We start from the raw sequence: 18,142 nt of genomic DNA on the forward strand, positions 1-18,142 counted from the left end.
GTCAGGGTGGTGTCGACCGGACCGTCCGTCGGCGATGGCGCGAACCCGTTCCAGTGCGGATCGGTTTTTTCAGCCGCTGGTTCGTACACGAACGCAGCCGTAATGGGGAGACGATGCATGATGTGCCATGGTAATTGGCTTTCGGGCGGGCCGCATAACACGGGACCGTTGGTTGTATGAGCGTCATCGCCGAGATCAGTATTCCAGCGACGGAGTTCGAGTTGGGACGTATCATGGACGTTTCCGGGTCGGGGACGGTCGAGCTAGAGTCGCTCGTTCCGACGGGGGAACGGGCGGTGCCCTTCTTCTGGGTCTACGATGCGGACTTCGCGGCGTTCGAGCGGACGGTGAGCGAGGCGCCGTCGGTGGCGGAACTCGTCGAGATCGACACCTACGACGACCGCGTGCTGTACACGTTCGAGTGGTCGGTCGAGAACGACGCGGTGTTCCGGTCTATCCGCGACGTCAACGCCTACATCCTGAACGCGACGGGGGCCGACACCTCCTGGCGGTTCGAGTTGCGATTCCCCTCCCACGAGGCGATGTCGACCTTCCAGGAGGAGTGCGCCGAGGAGGATATCGGCTTCGAGGTGATCCGCGTCTACAACCCCGGCAAACCGGACCTGGGTCCGTGGTTCGGGCTGACCGAGCGCCAGCGCGAGGCGATCGTCCTCGCGGTCGAGGAGGGGTACTACGACATCCCGCGGGACTGTACGACCGTCGAACTGGCAGACGATCTCGGTATCTCCGACCAGGCGGTCACCGAGCGCCTCCGGCGCGCGATCGTCAGACTCGTGACGAACACGATCCTGACCTCGCCCGGAAACTGACCGACGGCGGGCGCTCCGACCCGTCGAACGGCGACAGTGGTGAGACGCTGGATCCCGCCGCTGAGCCCCGAACCGGCCGCGGTACGGCGGTTCGGTCGGGGCAAGGTTTACGTGCGCACGGGTGGTTCACGTAGATAGCTATGGCCATCGATCCCGAGTTCGAGAACAACCGCGAGGTCGTCGAGGAACACGACGGACACGACGTGTGGGGTCCGGTCGAGGAACCGGAGACGCTGGGTATCCACGGCACGCACGTCGCCGTCGACTTCGACATCTGCCTCGCCGACGGCGCCTGTCTCGAGGACTGTCCGGTCGACGTGTTCGAGTGGGTCGACACGCCCGGCCACCCCGAGAGCGAGATCAAGGCCGACCCCGCCCACGAGGACCAGTGCATCGACTGCATGCTCTGTGTCGACGTCTGCCCCGTCGACGCCATCGACGTCGACCCCGGTCGCGCCGGCCGCATCTGACCGGTTCCGAACTCGTCGGTGGCCGTCTTATCGGTATACGGACATCACCCGTCGCCGAGCCCCCGGTTCGTCCCGATCGCACGTCACGAAGGCGAGACGCGTCACAGTTCCGGGGTTTCGATGGACGAAAAACTTACCCATTGTCGACTCGGTAACCAGTGTGTGTGAGTCACATATGCATAGTGTCGTACTGACGAAAGGCGTCCCGGACTTCAGGGAGGGCCAGGTCTCGTTCGACGAGGACGGCCACCTGGAGCGAGGGAAGACGCCGACGGTGATGAACCCCAACGACAGACACGCCCTCCGGGCGGCGCTGCAGACCAAGGTCCGGAAGGGGGGGACGGTATCGCTGATGAGCATGGGCCCGCCCGGCTACATGGAAGTGCTCCAGGAGGGCATGCGGGACGTGTACGCCGACGACCTGTATCTGCTCTCGGACCGCGAGATGGGCGCCGCGGACACGTGGGCGACGGCGATGACCGTCGCGACCGGCATCCAGAAACTCGACGACCCGCCGGACCTCGTGTTCGCCGGCTTCAAGACCGCCGACGGGGAGACCGGCCACACCGGGCCCCAGACGGAGTGGTGTCTCGACATGCCCCTCGTGACGCACGTTATCTCCCTCGACATCGACGATGACGAGGGTGTGTTGCGAGCGAAACGGCTCGTCGAGGGCGACGTGGAGGAGATCGAGACGGTCGAGGCGCCGCTGCCCGCGTTCGTCGTCGCCGACCCGGAGTTCGAGCCCACCTACCGGAAGGCCGAGCATCGGCTGAAACACAAGGACCTGCGCGAGCAGACCCGGGAGCGGGCTGCCGAGTTCGGCGAGTACCTCGACGACGACAGCGACCTCGACGTGGCGGAGTACGACCGCTTCACGATGTGGGACCACACGGCGCTGAACCTCGACCCCGACTTCATCGGGCTGGACGGGTCGCCCACTATCGTCGCCGGCGTCGATCCCATCCCGAAAGCCCCCTCCGAGCGGGAAGCGACGATGGTCGACCCCGACGACGAGGGGGCGATGGAACGGGTCGTGGACGAACTCGCGCCGTACGCGGCGGGTGACTGACGATGCCAGAGATAGACCCCACAGACCACGAGATCGCGGAACTCGGGCCGAAGATCAAGGACGTCGACGACGCCGACGAACTTCGGGAGATGCTGGAACTCGAGGAGAGCGGCGAGGACCGCGCTCCCGTGAAGACGCTCATCGAGAGCCGCATCGAGAAGCTCGAGGAGGAAGACGAGGAGGTAGACCCCTCATCCGCCGACCTCGACGACATGACGGTCGCCGACATCGCCAACCTCGTCCGCGACGTCGACGACGTGACGGTCCTCGAGGACATGCTCGAACGCGAGCAGGCGGGACAGGACCGCAAGACCGCGAAGGGCCAGATCGAGGACCGCATCGAGTCCATCGAGGGGAGTGAGGACGAAGCGGGCGAGGAACTCGAGTACGTCCCGCCCGAGGAGAAACACCCCGACCTCGACCACCCCACCAACGACAAGCAGTGGGTCGAGAACATCGACGGCGGCACGTACCGGGACATGTGGGTGTACTGCGAGACCCAGCACGGCGAACTCATCGACGTGTCCCGGGAGATGCTCGGGAAGGCCCGCGAGTTGATGGACGACTACAACGACCGCTACGGCGTCTCCGACGAAGTCGGAGGCTCGGAAGACTCGTCTTCCGGCGGCGACGAGGACGGCAACCCCGAGGACGTGGTCGCGGTCCTGATCGGTGACGGGGCGAGCGACCTCACCGAAGAGGTAATCGCCTACGGCGCCGACCGCGTCGTCTACCACGAGGACGATAGGTTAGAACGGTTCCGCCACGAACCGTACACGGAGATCTTCTGTTCGATGGCCCGCGCCGGCGGGCAGGTCGCCGACGAGGACCACGAGGACGTCGAGTGGAAGGAGTACGACGAACCGCGCTACACGGTGTTCCCGGCGACGAACAACGGCCGGGACCTCTCGGCGCTCGTCCAGGGCGAACTCGACTCCGGGCTGGCCTCGGACTGCTCGGGCCTCTACATCGAGGAGGCGATGATCTCGAACCCGGCCAAGACCGGCAAGCCGGGCGACAGTAAGGAGTTCGACCGCATCCTGCACATGAAGCGGCCGGACTTCTCCGGCTTCGAGTACTCGACGATCCTCTGTATCGACAAGCCGTTCCGCGACTTCCACCCGCAGGGCGCGTCGGTCATCCCGGGGAGCTTCGAGATCCCGGAGGCCGACCCCGAACGCGAGGGCGAGGTGATCGACTTCGACATGGACCTGAACGACGACTGGTTCCAGGTCGAGGTGACCGACTTCGACACGCTCGACAGCGGGATCGACCTCACCGGCCACGACGTGATCGTCGCGATGGGCCGGGGCATCGGCGACGCGCCCACGGAGGGGATCGAACTCGGTCTCGATCTCGTCGACGCGTTCGACGACGCCGCCTTCGGCCTCTCGCGGGGCGTGATCACCTCCTCGTACGACTTCGACGGACACGTCGAGCAGTACATCGGCGAGGACAGACAGATCGGCGAGTCCGGGCAGGTCGTCGAGCCCGACGTGTACATCGCGGCGGGCATCTCCGGGGCGATCCAGCACAAGGTCGGGATGGACGAGTCCGACACGATCATCGCGATCAACACGGACCCCGACGCGGACATCAGCGGGTTCTCGGACTACTACATCGAGGGCGACCTGTTCGAAGTGCTCCCCCGCTTGACCGAGGCGGTCGAGTCGGGCGAACTGGCGGCGGCGGTCGCGGAGGCGAGCGACGACTGAGATGACGGGTCTCGGCCGCACGCCGACCGGAACGACGAGCGAACACCAACGGAGACGACGATGACAGACGACTACGAACACTACGAAGCGGTCGTGGTCGGCGCCGGTCCGGGCGGCGCCGCGGCGGCCGCCACGCTGGCACGCAACGGTATCGAAACGCTGGTCCTCGAACGCGGGGTCGACGCCGGGTCGAAGAACGTCTCGGGCGGCCTCCTCTACGCGGAGGAGTCCTCGCCGTACACCATCGACGACCTCTTCCCCGGCTTCCGCGAGGAGGCGAGCGACCGCGAGGTCACCGAGCACTACATCCACAACATCGCCGGGCGGAACGTGAAGACGTTCGACCTGCACGACCTGCACCACCACGACACGGAGTGGGCCGACTCGGTGCTCCGGCGGAAGATGGACTCGTGGCTCGCCCGCGAGGTCCACGAGATGACCCGCGAGACCGGCGGCGGCCTGCTCACCGAAGTGCGGGTGAACGGCCTCCTCCGCGAGGGCGCCGAGATCGTCGGCGTCACCCTCGACGAACTGGACCCGATCAAAGCGGACGTGATCATCGGCGCCGACGGCGTCAACTCCGAACTCGCTCGCGACGCCGGGCTGATGGACTGGGAGGAGCCCGACGAGTGGTTCCAGGGCGTCAAGGCGGTCGCGCAGATGCCCGAGGGCGCCATCGAGGAGCGGTTCGACGTCGACGAGGACGAGGGCGTCGCCCACCTGTTCTCGGGCGACCTCTTCGAGAACGTCCGCGGCGGCGGGTTCCTCTACACGAACGACCAGTCCCTGTCCATCGGCACGGTGTTCCACCTCGACTCCATCGCCGACCAGCGCGCCGAACCGCAGGAGCTGCTCGACAACCTGCTGACCCACCCGCTGCTGGCCGACTGGATCGGCGACGAGTACACCGAACTGGAGTACTCGGCGAAGCTCGTCCCGGACTCGAAGAAGGTGGCCCACCCCTCGCCGTACCGCGACCGGCTCCTGCTCGTCGGCGACGCCGCCGGGCAGATGCAGGCCCAGGGCCCGATCATCAAGGGGATGAACCACGCCGTCACCGCGGGCGCGCTCGCGGCGGAGGCGTTCGTCGACGCGAAGTCCCGGGGCGACACGAGCGCGGCGGGCGAGCGCTACGTGACGAAACTCGAGAACGAGGGCGTGATGGACAAGCTCAGGCCGACGCGCTACCGGACGCTCGGGAGGCTCGGCGAGGTCGGTCCCGTCGCATCGGCGATGAACGCCGTGACCGACTCCGTGGTCGGCCGTACGGCCATCTCCGCGCTCGGCGACCGCGCGGAGTCGCTGTTCAACTCCCCGTTCCTCATGGGGATGCTCCCCGACACGCGGATGGGGTACGTGACGGTTCCCACCGTGGTCGCCGAGCAACTCGGCAGTCCGGTCGAGGGCGAGTCGACGGTCGAACCGCCCGAACTCGACGACCGCATCGGCGACCTGACCTACGACGTCGACGAGGGCAACCCGCACATCGAACTGCGGGACAACTCCTTCGCCGCCAGCGGGACGGCCGTGACGGCCTGTCCCGTCAGCGCGAAGGACTTCGGCGGCGGGTGTTACCGCGACGAGTACGTCGGGTCCAACGGGACCGAGGAACACGTCGTCAGCCTCGACACCCAGCCCTGCGTCGAGTGTGGTACTTGTGCTGTGGTCGCCGACACGAACTGGACGCACCCGCGCGGCGGCAAGGGCGTCGAGTACGAACAGGGCTGACCGGTTCTCCCCCTTCAGATGGCCTCACAGTACCAGGACAGGATCGCCGATATCGCCGCCGACGCCGCGAGCGCTCGCGAGTCGTTCGTCCCACCGGACGAGCCGCCGGACGAGGAGCGCGCCATGGCGTTCTGTCGCGAGGGGGTCGGCGCGGCCGTCGCCGTCTACGTCGACGCCCGGAGCGGCGAGTGGGACCGCTTCGACGAGGCGGAGTTCGCCCGCCTGGAACGGGCGATGAACGACTACCTCGACCTGTACGCCCGCTGTTACGGCGTCGAACTGGACGCGGACTACTCCGTGCGGACGGCCGCCGAGGCCCTGCTCGACACGCACAACGTCGCCGACGTGGCCCGGATCCTGACCGGCGTACCCGCCGGAGATCGCCAGTGCTGACGCTCGCAGCCCCCACTTCCCGCCCGTTTCTCGCCCTCCTGCGGACGACGCGCGACTCTATATCGATCGTCCGTGACAAATGCTAAGTGTCGTGGCGTGGTACCGATCCCCATGGAGCTCACAGCAGAGTTATCGTTCGACCACGACGACCGGCGCGACATCTACGACTACGTGGAGCGCCACGGGTCAGTCGAGCCCAAACGGGCGCGGCGCTCGCTCGACATGGACCCGCGGGCGTTCGGCCACCACGTCGCCATCCTCAAGCGCGACGGCGTCCTGCTGGAGTCCGACGGAGAGTTGCGGATCGCGTACGACGACGAGGTCGAGGAGGAGTTCAGTTCGAACGGGATCGACGTGACGATCCGCCGCGCCCGCGAGGAGGACCTGACGGGGCTCGTCGGCGTGATACGGCAGGCGATCGGTGACGGGACGTACGTCGACGCGGAGACGGTGGCGGACGTGGTCGACCACGAGGAGGTGCTCCTGCGGCACAACGAACTCCAGTCGCGGGTGTTCTTCGTCGCGACGGTCGACGAGGAGGTCGTCGGCTGGGTGAACCTCAACACCAACGAGACGGAGAAACTCGACCACACGGCCGAACTCACCGTGGGCGTCCTCGACCAGTACCGCGGCCACGGGATCGGCAGCGAACTGCTCGAACGCGGACTCGAGTGGGCGACCGACAACGGCTACGAGAAGATCTACAACAGCGTCCCCGACTCCAACGAGGCGGCCATCGAGTTCCTCAAGTCCCACGGCTGGGAGGTCGAGGCCGTCCGCGAAGACCACTACAAGTTCGACGGCGAGTACCTCGACGAGGTCATGCTCGCGACGACTCCCTGAGCGGGTTCGCGGGCGCCGTCTCCGAGTCACCACGGCACTCTTTTATACGACGTTCTCGCTAATCGCTACTCAATGACGGTCGAAGACGAGGAAGCGGATCTCGATAGGGCCTTCGAGCTAGTCGCGAACCGTCGGCGCAGGGCGGTGATCGAAGTGCTACGCACGACGCCGCGCGGGTCGCTCGAAGTCGCGACGCTCGTCGAGGCCGTGGCGACGGTGAGCGACGTCGACGACCTGACGTCGTCGCTCTCCCAGCGCCACCTCCCGAAACTCGACGCCGCGGGCGTGGTCGACTACGACGAGGAGGCCGGTGTCGTCGAGTACGACTCAGACCCGCTGGTCGAGCGCTGTCTCGACGTGGCGGAACTGTACCGCTCGGACCAGTGGATGCGCCGCTCCTCGGACTCCGTCTGAGAGGGCGCGCCCGCGCTCCGTCCACCGATCACGGCCAGGCGTCCTCGCGCCCCTCCAGCGGGTCGGCGACGACGCCGTCCTGTCTGGCGATCACGCGCGCGTGGCCGGCACACACCACCTGGTTCTCAGCCCACGGGATGTGGAGCTCGACGACCGCCTCGTCGTCGCAGTCGTCCTCCGCGCACTCGACCATACGACCTCTACGAGCGCCGCGAGGAGAGTCTTTCCCGCGCTCGACTGCCGGCGTGGAGCCGGGTCACAGCACGAGGACGCCGACCATCGCGACGAGGACGCCCGCGGTGAGGAGGACCTGCAGGACGCTCGAAGTGAGCATCCCGAGGAGCGTCACGCCCGCGGCGCGGGCGCTCTCCTCGGGGTCGCCGCCGTCGGCGAGTTCGAGGACGAAGACGGTGCCGGCGGTGCCGAGCAGGAACCCGATCGGACCGAACGTCAGTCCGATCAGTCCGACGACGGTGGCGATCACCGTCGTCCGAAGCGACGCCCCGCCGGCCGTGGCGGAGACGGCGCCGGCGAGCCAGTCGACGAGGACCGCGAGCAGGGCGACGAAGAGCACGCCCGAGAGGACGAGCACGTTCGGTTCCGAGAAGCCGCTCGCCCACCAGTAGACGAGGACGCCGGACAGCGAGAGCAGTCCGCCAGGGACGACCGGCGCGACGCTGCCGACGACGCCGGCGACCAGCAGGACGAACGCGACTATCACGAGCAGATCCACGGGGAGGGCCTCGAGTGCGGGGAGTTGCATCATTCGAATCGCTCCAGTTCTGCCTCGACGTTGGCGTCCCCGAACCGTGAAAGCAGTGGTCGGACCGCCTCCCCGAGCGCGCGCATGCACTGGCCGTCGGAGTGATAGCCCAGTTCCGCCGTGACGCGTTCCCAGGAGTGACCCTGCAGGGCTTTCCGAACGAACAGGCGCTCCTGTTTCGGAGTCAGGAGCGACTCCCCGTCACCGTCGTCCTCGTCGTCACCGCCTTCGTCGCTGCCGTGTCCGTCGGCGTCCGCGCCGGCCGCCCCGCCGACGTCCGCGAGGTATCGGACGGTCAGCCTGCGCAGCGGCCGCGGCGACGTGTCGAAGATGCCGGCGCCGCCGGTCATACCGACGAGGAGGCGCCACTCCCACTCGGAGAGGGAGAGCGCGGGCGTCGCGTCGACGCTCCGGAGCGCGGCGCGCACCACGTCGGGGTCCATATCGTCGAGCGGGTCCGAGCACATCGCCCCGACGCGGTCGACGAACCAGCGGCCGTGTCGGTCCGCGAGGGCGCGTCCGGCGTCGCTGGTCGGGGCGAGCATCACCGCGGAGTACTCGCCGCTGGACTCGTTGCGGGTCGTGGAGAGGTGCACGGTATCGAAGCCGTTCGCCCGCCAGAACCGCAGGAGTTCGGGCGTCGCGCCGTAGCCGGTGCCCAGCCAGTCGACCGAGGCGGCGAACTCCTCGCGGACGTGCGACAGCAACCGAGAGCCGAGGCCACGCGAGCGGACGGCGTGGTGGGTCGCGATGCGGAGAACGCGCAACCCTTCGGGCTCGGCGGCCGCCTCGTCGCGCAACTGGCTCGTGAGCACGTCCGGGATCATGTTCCCGCGCACCCTCCCGCCCTCGTACATGTGCGCTCGCAGGTCGGCCGGGAGGTTCCCCTCCCTCGCGAGTAGCGCCACCGAGACGACGTGACCCTCGTAGGTGAGTGCCCGGACGGCGACGTTGGGCGCGTCCAGCACTCGGGCGAGGTCGTCCGGCTCCGTCTGGTAGTGGGCGGCGACGAGCAGGCCGAACACCTCGCGGAGCAGGTGCTCGTCGGCGAGCAGGTCGCCGGCGTCGAACGCGCGATAGGCGATCGAATCGGGGTCTTCGTCCGGGTCGGCGTCGGCCACGAGCGGGTCGACCGCGGGGCCGGCGTCGAGCAGGAGCGCGCGGAAGGCCCAGACCTCGACGGGGTCGCCGGCGGCGTAGCGGATCGGGTCGGTCATCGACACGTCCCGTATCTCGAAGTCGCTCTCGGCGAGGCGGTCGCGAAAGCGCACGGAGAAGCCCCGACCCGCGCCCTCGTAGCCGTGGATCGTCGTGGTGAACGCGACTGCGGGGGCGGCGAGGAGCCGTTCGAGGAGTCTGACCGGGAGCGCGGCCGCCTCGTCGACGAGGACGGCGTCGGGGTCCTCGGGCAGGTCGGCCGCGGCGGCGGGCCGCTCGAAGCGGACCCGGCCGCCCGAGTCCGCCCGGAGCAGTTCGGGGTCCCGGCCGCCATCGCTCTCGTCCCCGTCCTCGTCCGGCTCTCCCCGGAGCGCGCCGGCGCTCGCGAGCACCTCCCGGGCCCGTGCGAACACCTCGGCGGCGCTCCGGTACTGCGGCGCGGTGACGAGCACGTCGCGGCCGGCGAGTGCGAGCGCGCCCGCCGCCAGCCCACCGGCGCTCGACTTCCCGCGGCCGCGGTCGGCCTCGACGACGACCGCCTCGCCGGGTTCCCCGAGCGCTTCGAGCGCGTGGACGGCCGTCACCTGGTCGTCCGTGAGACAGCGCTCGTACACGTCGAGGGGAAAGATGGGGTCGTCGGGGACCGCGGGCGGGTCCGGCGGGACGCGGGGCGCGGGGTCGGTGAGTCCGGTCTTCTCGACATTCGGATCGCCGCTCTCGTCCACGTCGACGACGGCGATTCCGGGGTGGGCCCGGAGCAGTTCGACGAGTCGCGTCCGGAAGTTGCCGGCCACCTCGCTCGCGTCGAACGGCGGGACGGCGAGGCTCTCGTCGAAGGCGTCGCGGCGGTCGGGCCACTCGTCCAGCGGCGGGACGCAGAGGACGAGGAGTCCGCCGCCGTCGACCGCACCGACGGCCCGGCCGAGTGCGTTGGGGCGACACTCCTCGTGGCAGTCCAGCACGAGCGCGGCGTGAGTCGTCCCGAGGAGGTCGCCGGCGCGGGCGGGCGGTACCCGCTCCCACGGCGTTCCGTCGGCGTCTCCGACGTAGGTCACGTCCGAGGGGTCGACGTCGCCGGCGTCGAGCGCGGTCGCGGCGGCGTCGCGTGTGGCGGACGCGTCGCCGGAGAGAACGAGGAGTCGGCGCTCGTTGGTAGCGCGGGCTTCCTCCCAGAGCGCGGCGGCGACGCGACCGACGGTCATGCCTGCCAGTCCGCCGCCGAACGGCAAAGAACCGCCGATCGGATTCAAGGTCGACGCGCTCGCATCACCGGTCGTGTCCCTCCACACGCCGCTCTGTGACCGACTCGGCATCGAACACCCGGTCGTCCAGGCGCCCATCGGGAGCGTCTCGACGCCGGACCTGGCCGCGGCCGTCTCGAACGCCGGCGGACTCGGGACGCTCGCGGTCACATGGCGCGACTTCGACCGGACGCGTGCGGCGGTAGACGCGGTCCGGGAGCGGACCGACGACCCGTTCGCAGTGAATCTCGTGCTGGACGACGCCGCTCGAGAGCGTCCGACCGAGGAGCATCTCGACGTCTGTCTCGACGCCGGTGCCCCGCTCGTCTCGTTTTCGTTCGGGGACCCCGAACCGTACGTCGAACGGGTCCACGAATCCGGGGCCGACGTGCTCGCGACGGTCGGGAGCGCCGACGAGGCTCGGGCGGCCGTCGAGGCGGGCGTCGACGTGGTCGTCGCGCAGGGCTGGGAGGCCGGCGGGCACGTCCAGAGCGACGTGGCGACGATGGCGCTCGTCCCCCGAGTCGCGGACGCGACGCCCGACGACGTGCCCGTGGTCGCCGCGGGCGGGATAGCGGACGGGCGCGGACTCGCGGCGGCGCTCGCCCTCGGCGCGGACGGCGGGTGGCTCGGAACCCGCTTCGTCGCGACCGAGGAGGCCGACGCCCACGAGCGCTACCGCGAGGCAGTGGTCGACGGGGCGGCCGACGAGACGGTCCGCGGGACGCCCTTCCCGAGAGGGTGGCCCGAACAGCCCCACCGGACCCTGGAGTCGCAGGCGACCGAGCGGTGGATCGCGGCCGGGCGGCCGCCCCTCGACGAGCGGCCGGACGCCGACGCGGTGGTGGCCGAGACGGGCGACGGTGAGTCCCTCCGGCGGTACGTCGACCTGCCGCCGCTGGCGGGGGTCGAGGGCAGTGTCGAGGAACTGCCACACTACGCCGGCCAGAGCGTCGGTGGGGTCGACGAGGTGGCGCACGCGAACACGGTCGTCGCGGAGCTGGTGGCCGAGGCGACCGACGCAGTCGAGACGTTGCGAGCGGTTCGCGGCCCCGGGGGGTCGTAGCGTGCGCGGGCGCGGTGCCGTTCGAGGCGCGATCGATCGGCGGGGTTCGCGCTGAGGGGTGTAAGCGGCCGTGACGTGTGCAGGCGGCTCACACGCTTTCTCATCTTCGAAAGGGCTTTTAGTACTCCTCTGCCAGTTGGGTGTACAGCCTGTGCGGGGTTGATGATGCTCCTAGCCTCTCAGGATACGTGCCGCGGACTTCTCGCGGCCCACGGGCGTCGGCCCGGAATGGCGGGGGAGCGCGAGCCCACGCACAGGAGGTGAACACAAATGCCAGTATACGTAGACTTCGACGTACCCGCGGACCTCGAGGACGACGCTCTCGAGGCCCTCGAGGTCGCACGAGACACAGGGACAGTGAAGAAAGGAACCAACGAGACGACCAAGTCCGTCGAGCGCGGCAACGCCGACCTCGTCTTCGTCGCAGAGGACGTCCAGCCCGAGGAGATCGTCATGCACCTCCCGGAACTGTCCGACGAGAAGGACATCCCGTTCGTCTTCGTGAGCACGCAGGACGACGTCGGTCACGCCGCCGGCCTCGAGGTCGGCAGCGCGGCCGCAGCCATCGTCGATGCCGGCGACGCACAGGACGACGTCGACGACATCGCCGACAAGGTCGAGGAACTCCGGTAGGTGACCGACGATGTCAGCTGAAGAATCCGACGGAGACGGCGGTTCCACGCCCGCCGAAGTGATCGAAGTCGTGGGCACCACGGGGATGCACGGCGAGGCCATGCAGGTCAAGTGCCGGATCCGCGAGGGCGAGAATCAGGGTCGCATCATCACGCGAAACGTCCTCGGTCCGGTCCGCGAGGGTGACGTACTCCAGCTCCGCGAGACCGCACGCGAGGCCGACCAGATCGGAGGTCAATAATGCCACGAACGCGCGAATGTGACTACTGTGGCACCGACATCGAGCCCGGCACGGGCACCATGTTCGTCCGCGTCAACGGCTCGACCATCCACTACTGCTCCTCGAAGTGCGAGAAGAACGCCAACCTCGGTCGCGAGTCCCGCGACCTCGAGTGGGCCGGCGAAGACGCAGAGGCCGAGGCCGAACCGGAAGCCGAAGCCGAACCGGAGCCGGAACCCGAAGCGGAGTCCGAATCCGAGGACGAAGCCGCCGAGGCGGAGGAAGCGGACGACGCCGAGGCCGAAGCGGACGACGCGGAAGCCGAGGCGGACGACGCGGAAGCCGAGGCGGACGACGAGTCCGACGACGAGGACGAGGCCGACGCAGAAGCCGAAGCGGACGAGGAGTCCGACGACGCCGACGCCGAGGAAGAGGAGGCGGAAGCCTAACCCATGAGCCACCACGACGAACGCACCTTCGTGATGGCGAAGCCCGACGCGGTCCAGCGCGGGCTCACCGGCGAGATCGTCTCCCGCCTCGAAGAGCGCGGGCTGAAGCTCGTCGGCGCGAAGTTCATGCAGATCGACGACGACCTCGCCCAGCGCCACTACGGCGAGCACGAGGACAAGCCGTTCTTCGACGACCTCGTCGCGTTCATCACCAGCGGTCCGGTGATGGCGATGGTCTGGGAGGGCGCGGACGCCACCCGACAGGTCCGACAGATGATGGGCGCGACCGACCCGGCCGAGGCCGCCCCCGGCACCATCCGCGGTGACTACGGGCTGGACCTCAGCCAGAACGTCATCCACGGCTCGGACCACGAGGACGAGGGCGCCAACGAGCGCGAGATCGAGCTGTTCTTCGACGAGGACGAACTCGTCGACTACACCCGAGCGGACGAGCCCTGGGTGTACGAAGACGAGTCGCACTGAGCGTTCGGACCCCGCTTTTCGGCCGTCGCTGCGTTCGTCGGCGGACCGCTCCGCCGACTTACACACGTCCTCCAGCAGTCGCCACGTCGAACGGCGGCGACCGACGGCCGCTTTCGACGACGCCGTCGCCCGCCCGACGGACGGACGGGGAAACCAGTCGGTCGTCCGACCGGAATCGGACTGATACATTTTTGCCACCCCCTGTCCAATAGGAGGGCGTGCAGACGACATCGGCCGCCGATATCGAAGCCGTCCTCGACGAGTCCGGGCCGGACTACGAGGAGTTCCGGTACGAACCGGCCACTGGCGGGACTCGCGCGGACGTCTATCTCGTCACCCTCGTCTACCGGGGGAACGAGTACGAGGTGGTCGTGAAGTTCAAGCCGGCGGGCGACGACCGATTCGCGGTCGAACCGAAGCTCCACGACTACGTCGCCGACCGGACGGACCTTCCGATTCCCCGCATTCTCGTGTTCAAGCAAGAGCCCGAGCGCAACGTGCCGCCGTACTTCGTCACCGAGCGGGTGCGCGGTGACAACCTCGCGGACCAGTACGGCGCGATGGACCAGGCGCTCTGGGAGCGCGTCATCGAACAGGTGGGACGGATCATGGGCGACCTCCACTCCGAGATCGCGTTCGAGGCGTTCGGGCGGCTGATGCTCTACGACGACCGGATCACGATCGAGAACTGGCGGGGCAACTGGCAGGAGTACTTCGCCGACCTCACCGAGTCCCACATCGACCGGCTCTCGGAAACGCCCTTCGAGGGCGTCGAGTCGCGGGCGCGCGAGGCGTTCGAGGACACCGTGCAGCTCGTGCCCGAAGACGGGATGCCCCGGCTCGTCCACGACGACATGCAGCCGACGAACCTCCTCTGTATGCTCGACGAACCCGAGCCGATCACGGCGGTGCTCGACTGGCAGGACACGCTCGCTGCCCACCGCGACTACCAGGTCGCCCAGTCGGAGTTCCTCTACATCGACTCGACGTTCGACGACCCGACGGTCCGCGAGACCCTGCGCGAGAAACTGTACGAGGGGTACCGCGAACACCACGAGTTCGAACCCGACGAACGGTACGAACAGTGCAAGCCGATCTACCAGCTCTCGACGCTGCTGTGGCGGATGACGGGCTTCGACGACGCCTTCGCCGAGGACGACCTCGGCCGCGCCCGCGCGGAGTTCCAGTACCGCCAGCAGTTCGACCGCCTCCTCGCGGAACTCCCGCGGTAGCGACCCGACGAACCGGACGCCTGCTCACCATACACCTGTTGGAAATTCTACTTTCCCTCCACCACGTGTCCGCACGCGAACCTGTCTCCTGAAACGAAGTTTTTAAGTCGACACTCTACGGAACACTCCGCGCATGCCCTCCACACTGGCGTTGCTGACCGACCCGAACGAGTTCTTCCGCGAGCGGCAGGCGGACCCGTCGCTGATAGGTCCGCTGGTCGTAATCTTGCTGATAGCTGCGGTCAACGTGATCGCTTCGATACTCCAGTCACGATTCAGAGCGCAGGTCTTCGAGAGCGGCCAGTTCGACGCGGGCCTCATGGGTGCGGTCCAGGCGATCACTCTGATCCTGGTGGTCGCGGGCCCGTTCGTGATCTGGCTGCTGTACGCCGGTGTCTTTCACGGCGTCTCGGCGCTGTTCGACGGCGAGGGCGACTTCTCGACCACGCTGGCGCTGGTGGGCTGGGGGTTCGTCCCGAGCATTCTGGGGTCGATCGCCGAGGCCGCGATCCGCTACTACCGGTTCAACGTCCGCGGCGTGGAGGTGCCCTCCGAGATCACGATGGAGACGATGCAGGAGTTCTCTCGAAACCTCCAGACCGGGCCGCTGGTCGCGCTCATCGCGGTTCTTGGGATCGTCTTCACACTCTGGAGCGCGTTCCTCTGGACGTTCGCAGTGAAACACGCCCGGAACCTGACCCTCAAACAGGCGGGGCTGAGCGTCGCCGTACCGGTCGCGCTCGGCCTGCTACTCACGATCCGCTCGCTGCTGATAGCAGTCGAGGTCCTCTGATGACTCGTCTCCGAACCCCCGCTCCGCGTTCGCGCATCGACACCCGGATCCCGCGAACCCGCTTCGACAAATGAATCGCAACAAGACGGTAGCCTTCCTGGTACTGCTCGCAGTCGCATCGCTTCCGGCCGTCTCGGCCGCGACCAGCGTCGACGTGACCATCTCCTCGGTCGACGTCAGTCCCGACCGCCCCGTCCCGGGCGGCGAGATAGAGGTCACGCCGACCATCGAGAACTTCGACAGTAGCTCGGCGGGGTACTTCGTCGACAGGGTCCGGATCGTCGAGGCGAACGGCGGTGACGACCCCGACGAGTACGACGACGTGAAAGACATCGGGACGATCCCCGTCGGCGGCTCGAAGACGGTCCCGCTGACGGCGTCGTTCGACGAGCCCGGCACGTACGACCTCCGGGTCCGCGTCTCGGGTCGCGAGACCGAGAACGACGAGCGGACCCAGCTGAGTTACCCGTTCTCGGTCACCGTCGAACAGCGCCAGCCGCAGGTCGACGTCGACGCGAACGACTCGGCGGCCGGCGTCCGCGCCGACGGGGAGGTGACGGTCGCCAACAGCCTCGGGAGCCCGATCGAGAACGTCGAACTCACGCTCGACGGCGAGGACGTGACGATCTCGAACCGGCGCGCGGTACTGGCGACGGTCGACCCCAACGCCTCGCGCACCGTCGAATTCGACTACCGCGCCGACGAACCCGGTACGCACTCGATGACGGCGGAGCTCACGTACACGACCGCGGGCGGCGTGACCGACACCGTCACCGACACGGTGACCGTCCGCACGGAGGAGGCGCGGCCGCAACTGGACGTCGACACCAACGGGTCGATCGCCGGCATCGAGTCGGACGGGACGGTGACGGTCGCCAACGGCCTCGGTGCCGCGATGACCAGCGCCGAACTGACGGTGTCGGGCGACGGCGTCACGGTCAGGAACGACCGGTCGGTGTTCACCCGGATCGCCGACGGCGAGTCGGCGACGGCCGGCTTCGAATTCCAGCCGGCACAGGCCGGCGAACAGGAACTGACCGCGACGCTGACCTACTCGACGCGCGGCGGTGCGAGCCGGACCGTCACCGAGACGGTCACGGTCGACACGGACCCGCTCCGCGACCGCGTCGCGCTCGACCTGAGTTCCCGGGAGGGCGGCAACGCCCAGACGGTGTCCGTCTCGGTGCTCAACCAGGGGAACGCCCCTCTCTCGAACGTCAGCGTTCGCGCGAACTCGCCAAACGCCTCGATCGGACAGGCGCTAGTCGACCGCGTCGCGCCCGGGGACTCCCGGACGGTCCGCCTGAACGCGTCGCTGTCGGAAGACAGCGCGACCGTCGACGTGACGGCGACCTACGACGTGGGCGACCAGCGCGGCGAGACGAGCGCGTCCACGGCGCTCACGCAGACGCCGGGCACCATCGGCCTGACCGGTATGGAGGTCGTCCCCGACCGCGGGCGGCTCCGGATCTCCGGGAGCGCGAGCAACCTCGGGACGACAGACGCCGAGAGCGTGCTCGTCAGCGTCGTCGACACCGAGCGGGTGACGCCGAGCGCGCCCAACCGGGAGTTCTTCGTCGGGACCGTCCCGGCGAGCGACTTCGTCTCCTTCGACGTGTACGCGACCACGCGGGGGAACGTCTCGACGGTCCCCCTCGAAGTCCAGTACCTCGTCGACGGTGAACGACACACTCGGACGATCGACGTCGACACCGGCGGTGCGGGACAGGCCTTCGGTGGCGGCGGGGGCGACCCCGAACCGCGTAACTCCGGTAGCGGCGGCGGCATCCTCCTGCCCGCGGTCGTCGCCGGCATCGTCGTGCTGGGCGTCGGTGCAGTCGTCTTCCGCGCCTGGAGGAACAGCCGTGGCGGTGATTGAGACCCGGGACGTGGTCAAGCGGTACCGGACCGGCGGCGAGACGCTGACGGCCCTGAAGGGGATCGACTTCGCCGTCGAACCCGGCGAGTTCGTCTCCATCATGGGCCCCAGCGGCAGCGGCAAGACGACCCTGCTGAACCTGCTGGGCCTGCTCGACGACCCCAGCGAGGGCGAGGTCCTCCTCGACGGCGAGGACGTGACCGGCATCTCCGACACGGAGCGGACCCGCTCGCGCAAGCGCACCATCGGCTTCGTCTTCCAGAACTTCTACCTCATCCCGACGCTCACCGCCCGCGAGAACGTCGAGATCCCCGCGCTGTTCGACCACGACCCAACCGTGGAGGAGCGGGCCGTCGACCTGCTCGAACGGATGGGCCTCGGCGACCGACTGGACCACAAGCCGGACGAACTCTCCGGCGGGCAGAAACAGCGGGTCGCTATCGCCCGCTCGCTCATCAACGAACCCCGCCTCCTGCTCGCCGACGAACCGACGGGCAACCTGGACCGGGCCACCGGCAAGCAGATCCTCGAGGAGTTCGTCGATATCACCGACCGCGACGTGGCGGTCATCGCCGTCACCCACGACGAACTCGTCAACGAGTACGTCGACCGGACCGTGGAACTCGTCGACGGCTACATGGGCGAGGACGTGCCAACGGACGGCGAACACGCGAGCGATTCGGCGCTGTCCGCCTCGGAACCGGGATCCGACGGAGGTGGCCCACCGTGATCGACTGGCTGCTCAAGCGGTTCCCCGCGC

The 18,142-nt window shown here is 68.5% G+C and carries 20 protein-coding genes; 17 read left to right on the forward strand and 3 right to left on the reverse strand.

The window, feature by feature from the left end; translation table 11 throughout:
* The first annotated feature begins 176 nt into the window (after nt 1–176).
* From D1409_RS12595 to D1409_RS12630, 8 genes are all read left to right on the forward strand, one after another.
* Nucleotides 177–830, forward strand: a complete 654-nt coding sequence (locus D1409_RS12595; protein ID WP_123537335.1) for a helix-turn-helix domain-containing protein — start codon at nt 177–179, stop codon at nt 828–830.
* A gap of 140 nt (nt 831–970) precedes the next feature.
* The gene (locus tag D1409_RS12600) at nt 971–1,300 is read left to right on the forward strand and encodes a 4Fe-4S dicluster domain-containing protein (RefSeq protein WP_123537336.1); all 330 of its coding nucleotides are present in this window, start codon (nt 971–973) and stop codon (nt 1,298–1,300) included.
* A 175-nt stretch (nt 1,301–1,475) separates the two neighbouring features.
* Nucleotides 1,476–2,372: an electron transfer flavoprotein subunit beta/FixA family protein gene (locus tag D1409_RS12605; RefSeq protein WP_123537337.1), complete on the forward strand. Its 897-nt coding sequence runs from the start codon at nt 1,476–1,478 to the stop codon at nt 2,370–2,372.
* Nucleotides 2,373–2,374: 2 nt separating this feature from the next.
* A complete protein-coding gene (locus D1409_RS12610; protein ID WP_123537338.1) occupies nt 2,375–4,087 on the forward strand; it encodes an electron transfer flavoprotein subunit alpha/FixB family protein in 1,713 nt (570 codons plus the stop codon).
* Between the two features lie 60 nt (nt 4,088–4,147).
* Nucleotides 4,148–5,815 (forward strand): FAD-dependent monooxygenase, encoded by a 1,668-nt coding sequence (locus tag D1409_RS12615; RefSeq protein WP_123537339.1) that lies wholly within the window; start codon nt 4,148–4,150, stop codon nt 5,813–5,815.
* Between the two features lie 18 nt (nt 5,816–5,833).
* Nucleotides 5,834–6,208 (forward strand): hypothetical protein, encoded by a 375-nt coding sequence (locus D1409_RS12620; protein ID WP_123537340.1) that lies wholly within the window; start codon nt 5,834–5,836, stop codon nt 6,206–6,208.
* 111 nt (nt 6,209–6,319) lie between these two features.
* Nucleotides 6,320–7,051: a GNAT family N-acetyltransferase gene (locus D1409_RS12625; RefSeq protein ID WP_123537341.1), complete on the forward strand. Its 732-nt coding sequence runs from the start codon at nt 6,320–6,322 to the stop codon at nt 7,049–7,051.
* A 72-nt stretch (nt 7,052–7,123) separates the two neighbouring features.
* Nucleotides 7,124–7,465 (forward strand): DUF7344 domain-containing protein, encoded by a 342-nt coding sequence (locus tag D1409_RS12630; RefSeq protein ID WP_123537342.1) that lies wholly within the window; start codon nt 7,124–7,126, stop codon nt 7,463–7,465.
* A gap of 28 nt (nt 7,466–7,493) precedes the next feature.
* Here the strand turns inward: D1409_RS12630 and D1409_RS24535 are convergent, their stop codons facing one another.
* The 3 genes from D1409_RS24535 to tmcA all read right to left on the reverse strand — a co-directional run bounded on the left by D1409_RS24535 (nt 7,494) and on the right by tmcA (nt 10,588).
* Nucleotides 7,494–7,658, reverse strand: a complete 165-nt coding sequence (locus tag D1409_RS24535; protein ID WP_164471668.1) for a hypothetical protein — start codon at nt 7,656–7,658, stop codon at nt 7,494–7,496.
* Between the two features lie 63 nt (nt 7,659–7,721).
* On the reverse strand, nt 7,722–8,228 hold the full coding sequence (locus D1409_RS12635) for a DUF456 domain-containing protein (RefSeq protein ID WP_123537343.1): 507 nt from the start codon (nt 8,226–8,228) through the stop codon (nt 7,722–7,724).
* Nucleotides 8,228–10,588 (reverse strand): tRNA(Met) cytidine acetyltransferase TmcA, encoded by a 2,361-nt coding sequence (gene tmcA / locus D1409_RS12640; RefSeq protein WP_123537344.1) that lies wholly within the window; start codon nt 10,586–10,588, stop codon nt 8,228–8,230. Before tmcA ends, D1409_RS12635 begins: the two co-directional genes overlap by 1 nt.
* 73 nt (nt 10,589–10,661) lie before the next feature.
* Between tmcA and D1409_RS12645 the strand changes: the two genes are divergently transcribed.
* The 9 genes from D1409_RS12645 (at nt 10,662) to D1409_RS12685 (ending at nt 18,112) form a co-directional block, all read left to right on the forward strand.
* Complete coding sequence (locus D1409_RS12645; RefSeq protein ID WP_123537631.1) at nt 10,662–11,693, forward strand: NAD(P)H-dependent flavin oxidoreductase; 1,032 nt, start codon at nt 10,662–10,664, stop codon at nt 11,691–11,693.
* Between the two features lie 270 nt (nt 11,694–11,963).
* Entirely contained in the window at nt 11,964–12,326 is a 363-nt protein-coding gene (rpl7ae, locus tag D1409_RS12650; protein ID WP_123537345.1) for a 50S ribosomal protein L7Ae, read from the forward strand.
* 10 nt (nt 12,327–12,336) lie between these two features.
* Nucleotides 12,337–12,567 (forward strand): 30S ribosomal protein S28e, encoded by a 231-nt coding sequence (locus D1409_RS12655; RefSeq protein ID WP_123537346.1) that lies wholly within the window; start codon nt 12,337–12,339, stop codon nt 12,565–12,567.
* A complete protein-coding gene (locus tag D1409_RS12660) occupies nt 12,567–12,995 on the forward strand; it encodes a 50S ribosomal protein L24e (protein WP_123537347.1) in 429 nt (142 codons plus the stop codon). The genes D1409_RS12655 and D1409_RS12660 overlap by 1 nt, the downstream gene beginning before the upstream one ends.
* A gap of 3 nt (nt 12,996–12,998) precedes the next feature.
* Nucleotides 12,999–13,478 (forward strand): nucleoside-diphosphate kinase, encoded by a 480-nt coding sequence (gene ndk / locus D1409_RS12665; protein WP_123537348.1) that lies wholly within the window; start codon nt 12,999–13,001, stop codon nt 13,476–13,478.
* Nucleotides 13,479–13,696: 218 nt separating this feature from the next.
* Nucleotides 13,697–14,710: a phosphotransferase family protein gene (locus D1409_RS12670; RefSeq protein ID WP_123537349.1), complete on the forward strand. Its 1,014-nt coding sequence runs from the start codon at nt 13,697–13,699 to the stop codon at nt 14,708–14,710.
* Nucleotides 14,711–14,843: 133 nt separating this feature from the next.
* Nucleotides 14,844–15,503 carry a Yip1 family protein gene (locus tag D1409_RS12675; RefSeq protein WP_123537350.1) on the forward strand — a complete coding sequence of 220 codons (660 nt, stop codon included), beginning with the start codon at nt 14,844–14,846 and terminating at the stop codon, nt 15,501–15,503.
* A gap of 70 nt (nt 15,504–15,573) precedes the next feature.
* Nucleotides 15,574–17,382, forward strand: a complete 1,809-nt coding sequence (locus D1409_RS12680; RefSeq protein ID WP_123537351.1) for a CARDB domain-containing protein — start codon at nt 15,574–15,576, stop codon at nt 17,380–17,382.
* The gene (locus D1409_RS12685; protein ID WP_235853553.1) at nt 17,369–18,112 is read left to right on the forward strand and encodes an ABC transporter ATP-binding protein; all 744 of its coding nucleotides are present in this window, start codon (nt 17,369–17,371) and stop codon (nt 18,110–18,112) included. Before D1409_RS12680 ends, D1409_RS12685 begins: the two co-directional genes overlap by 14 nt.
* Nucleotides 18,113–18,142 lie beyond the last annotated feature (30 nt).

Source organism: Halosimplex salinum, from assembly GCF_003730195.1.
GTDB classification, from domain to species: domain Archaea; phylum Halobacteriota; class Halobacteria; order Halobacteriales; family Haloarculaceae; genus Halosimplex; species Halosimplex salinum.

What these genes read in the sequence shown, in the direction of transcription:
- D1409_RS12620 (WP_123537340.1), top strand. Translation starts at nt 5,834, where the DNA reads ATGGCCTCACAGTACCAGGACAGGATCGCCGATATCGCCGCCGACGCC.
- D1409_RS12660 (WP_123537347.1), top strand. Translation starts at nt 12,567, where the DNA reads ATGCCACGAACGCGCGAATGTGACTACTGTGGCACCGACATCGAGCCC.
- D1409_RS12625 (WP_123537341.1), top strand. Translation starts at nt 6,320, where the DNA reads ATGGAGCTCACAGCAGAGTTATCGTTCGACCACGACGACCGGCGCGAC.
- D1409_RS12605 (WP_123537337.1), top strand. Translation starts at nt 1,476, where the DNA reads ATGCATAGTGTCGTACTGACGAAAGGCGTCCCGGACTTCAGGGAGGGC.
- D1409_RS12675 (WP_123537350.1), top strand. Translation starts at nt 14,844, where the DNA reads ATGCCCTCCACACTGGCGTTGCTGACCGACCCGAACGAGTTCTTCCGC.
- D1409_RS12615 (WP_123537339.1), top strand. Translation starts at nt 4,148, where the DNA reads ATGACAGACGACTACGAACACTACGAAGCGGTCGTGGTCGGCGCCGGT.
- rpl7ae (WP_123537345.1), top strand. Translation starts at nt 11,964, where the DNA reads ATGCCAGTATACGTAGACTTCGACGTACCCGCGGACCTCGAGGACGAC.
- D1409_RS12630 (WP_123537342.1), top strand. Translation starts at nt 7,124, where the DNA reads ATGACGGTCGAAGACGAGGAAGCGGATCTCGATAGGGCCTTCGAGCTA.
- tmcA (WP_123537344.1), bottom strand. Translation starts at nt 10,588, where the DNA reads ATGACCGTCGGTCGCGTCGCCGCCGCGCTCTGGGAGGAAGCCCGCGCT.
- D1409_RS12635 (WP_123537343.1), bottom strand. Translation starts at nt 8,228, where the DNA reads ATGCAACTCCCCGCACTCGAGGCCCTCCCCGTGGATCTGCTCGTGATA.
- ndk (WP_123537348.1), top strand. Translation starts at nt 12,999, where the DNA reads ATGAGCCACCACGACGAACGCACCTTCGTGATGGCGAAGCCCGACGCG.
- D1409_RS12595 (WP_123537335.1), top strand. Translation starts at nt 177, where the DNA reads ATGAGCGTCATCGCCGAGATCAGTATTCCAGCGACGGAGTTCGAGTTG.
- D1409_RS24535 (WP_164471668.1), bottom strand. Translation starts at nt 7,658, where the DNA reads ATGGTCGAGTGCGCGGAGGACGACTGCGACGACGAGGCGGTCGTCGAG.
- D1409_RS12655 (WP_123537346.1), top strand. Translation starts at nt 12,337, where the DNA reads ATGTCAGCTGAAGAATCCGACGGAGACGGCGGTTCCACGCCCGCCGAA.
- D1409_RS12610 (WP_123537338.1), top strand. Translation starts at nt 2,375, where the DNA reads ATGCCAGAGATAGACCCCACAGACCACGAGATCGCGGAACTCGGGCCG.
- D1409_RS12680 (WP_123537351.1), top strand. Translation starts at nt 15,574, where the DNA reads ATGAATCGCAACAAGACGGTAGCCTTCCTGGTACTGCTCGCAGTCGCA.
- D1409_RS12600 (WP_123537336.1), top strand. Translation starts at nt 971, where the DNA reads ATGGCCATCGATCCCGAGTTCGAGAACAACCGCGAGGTCGTCGAGGAA.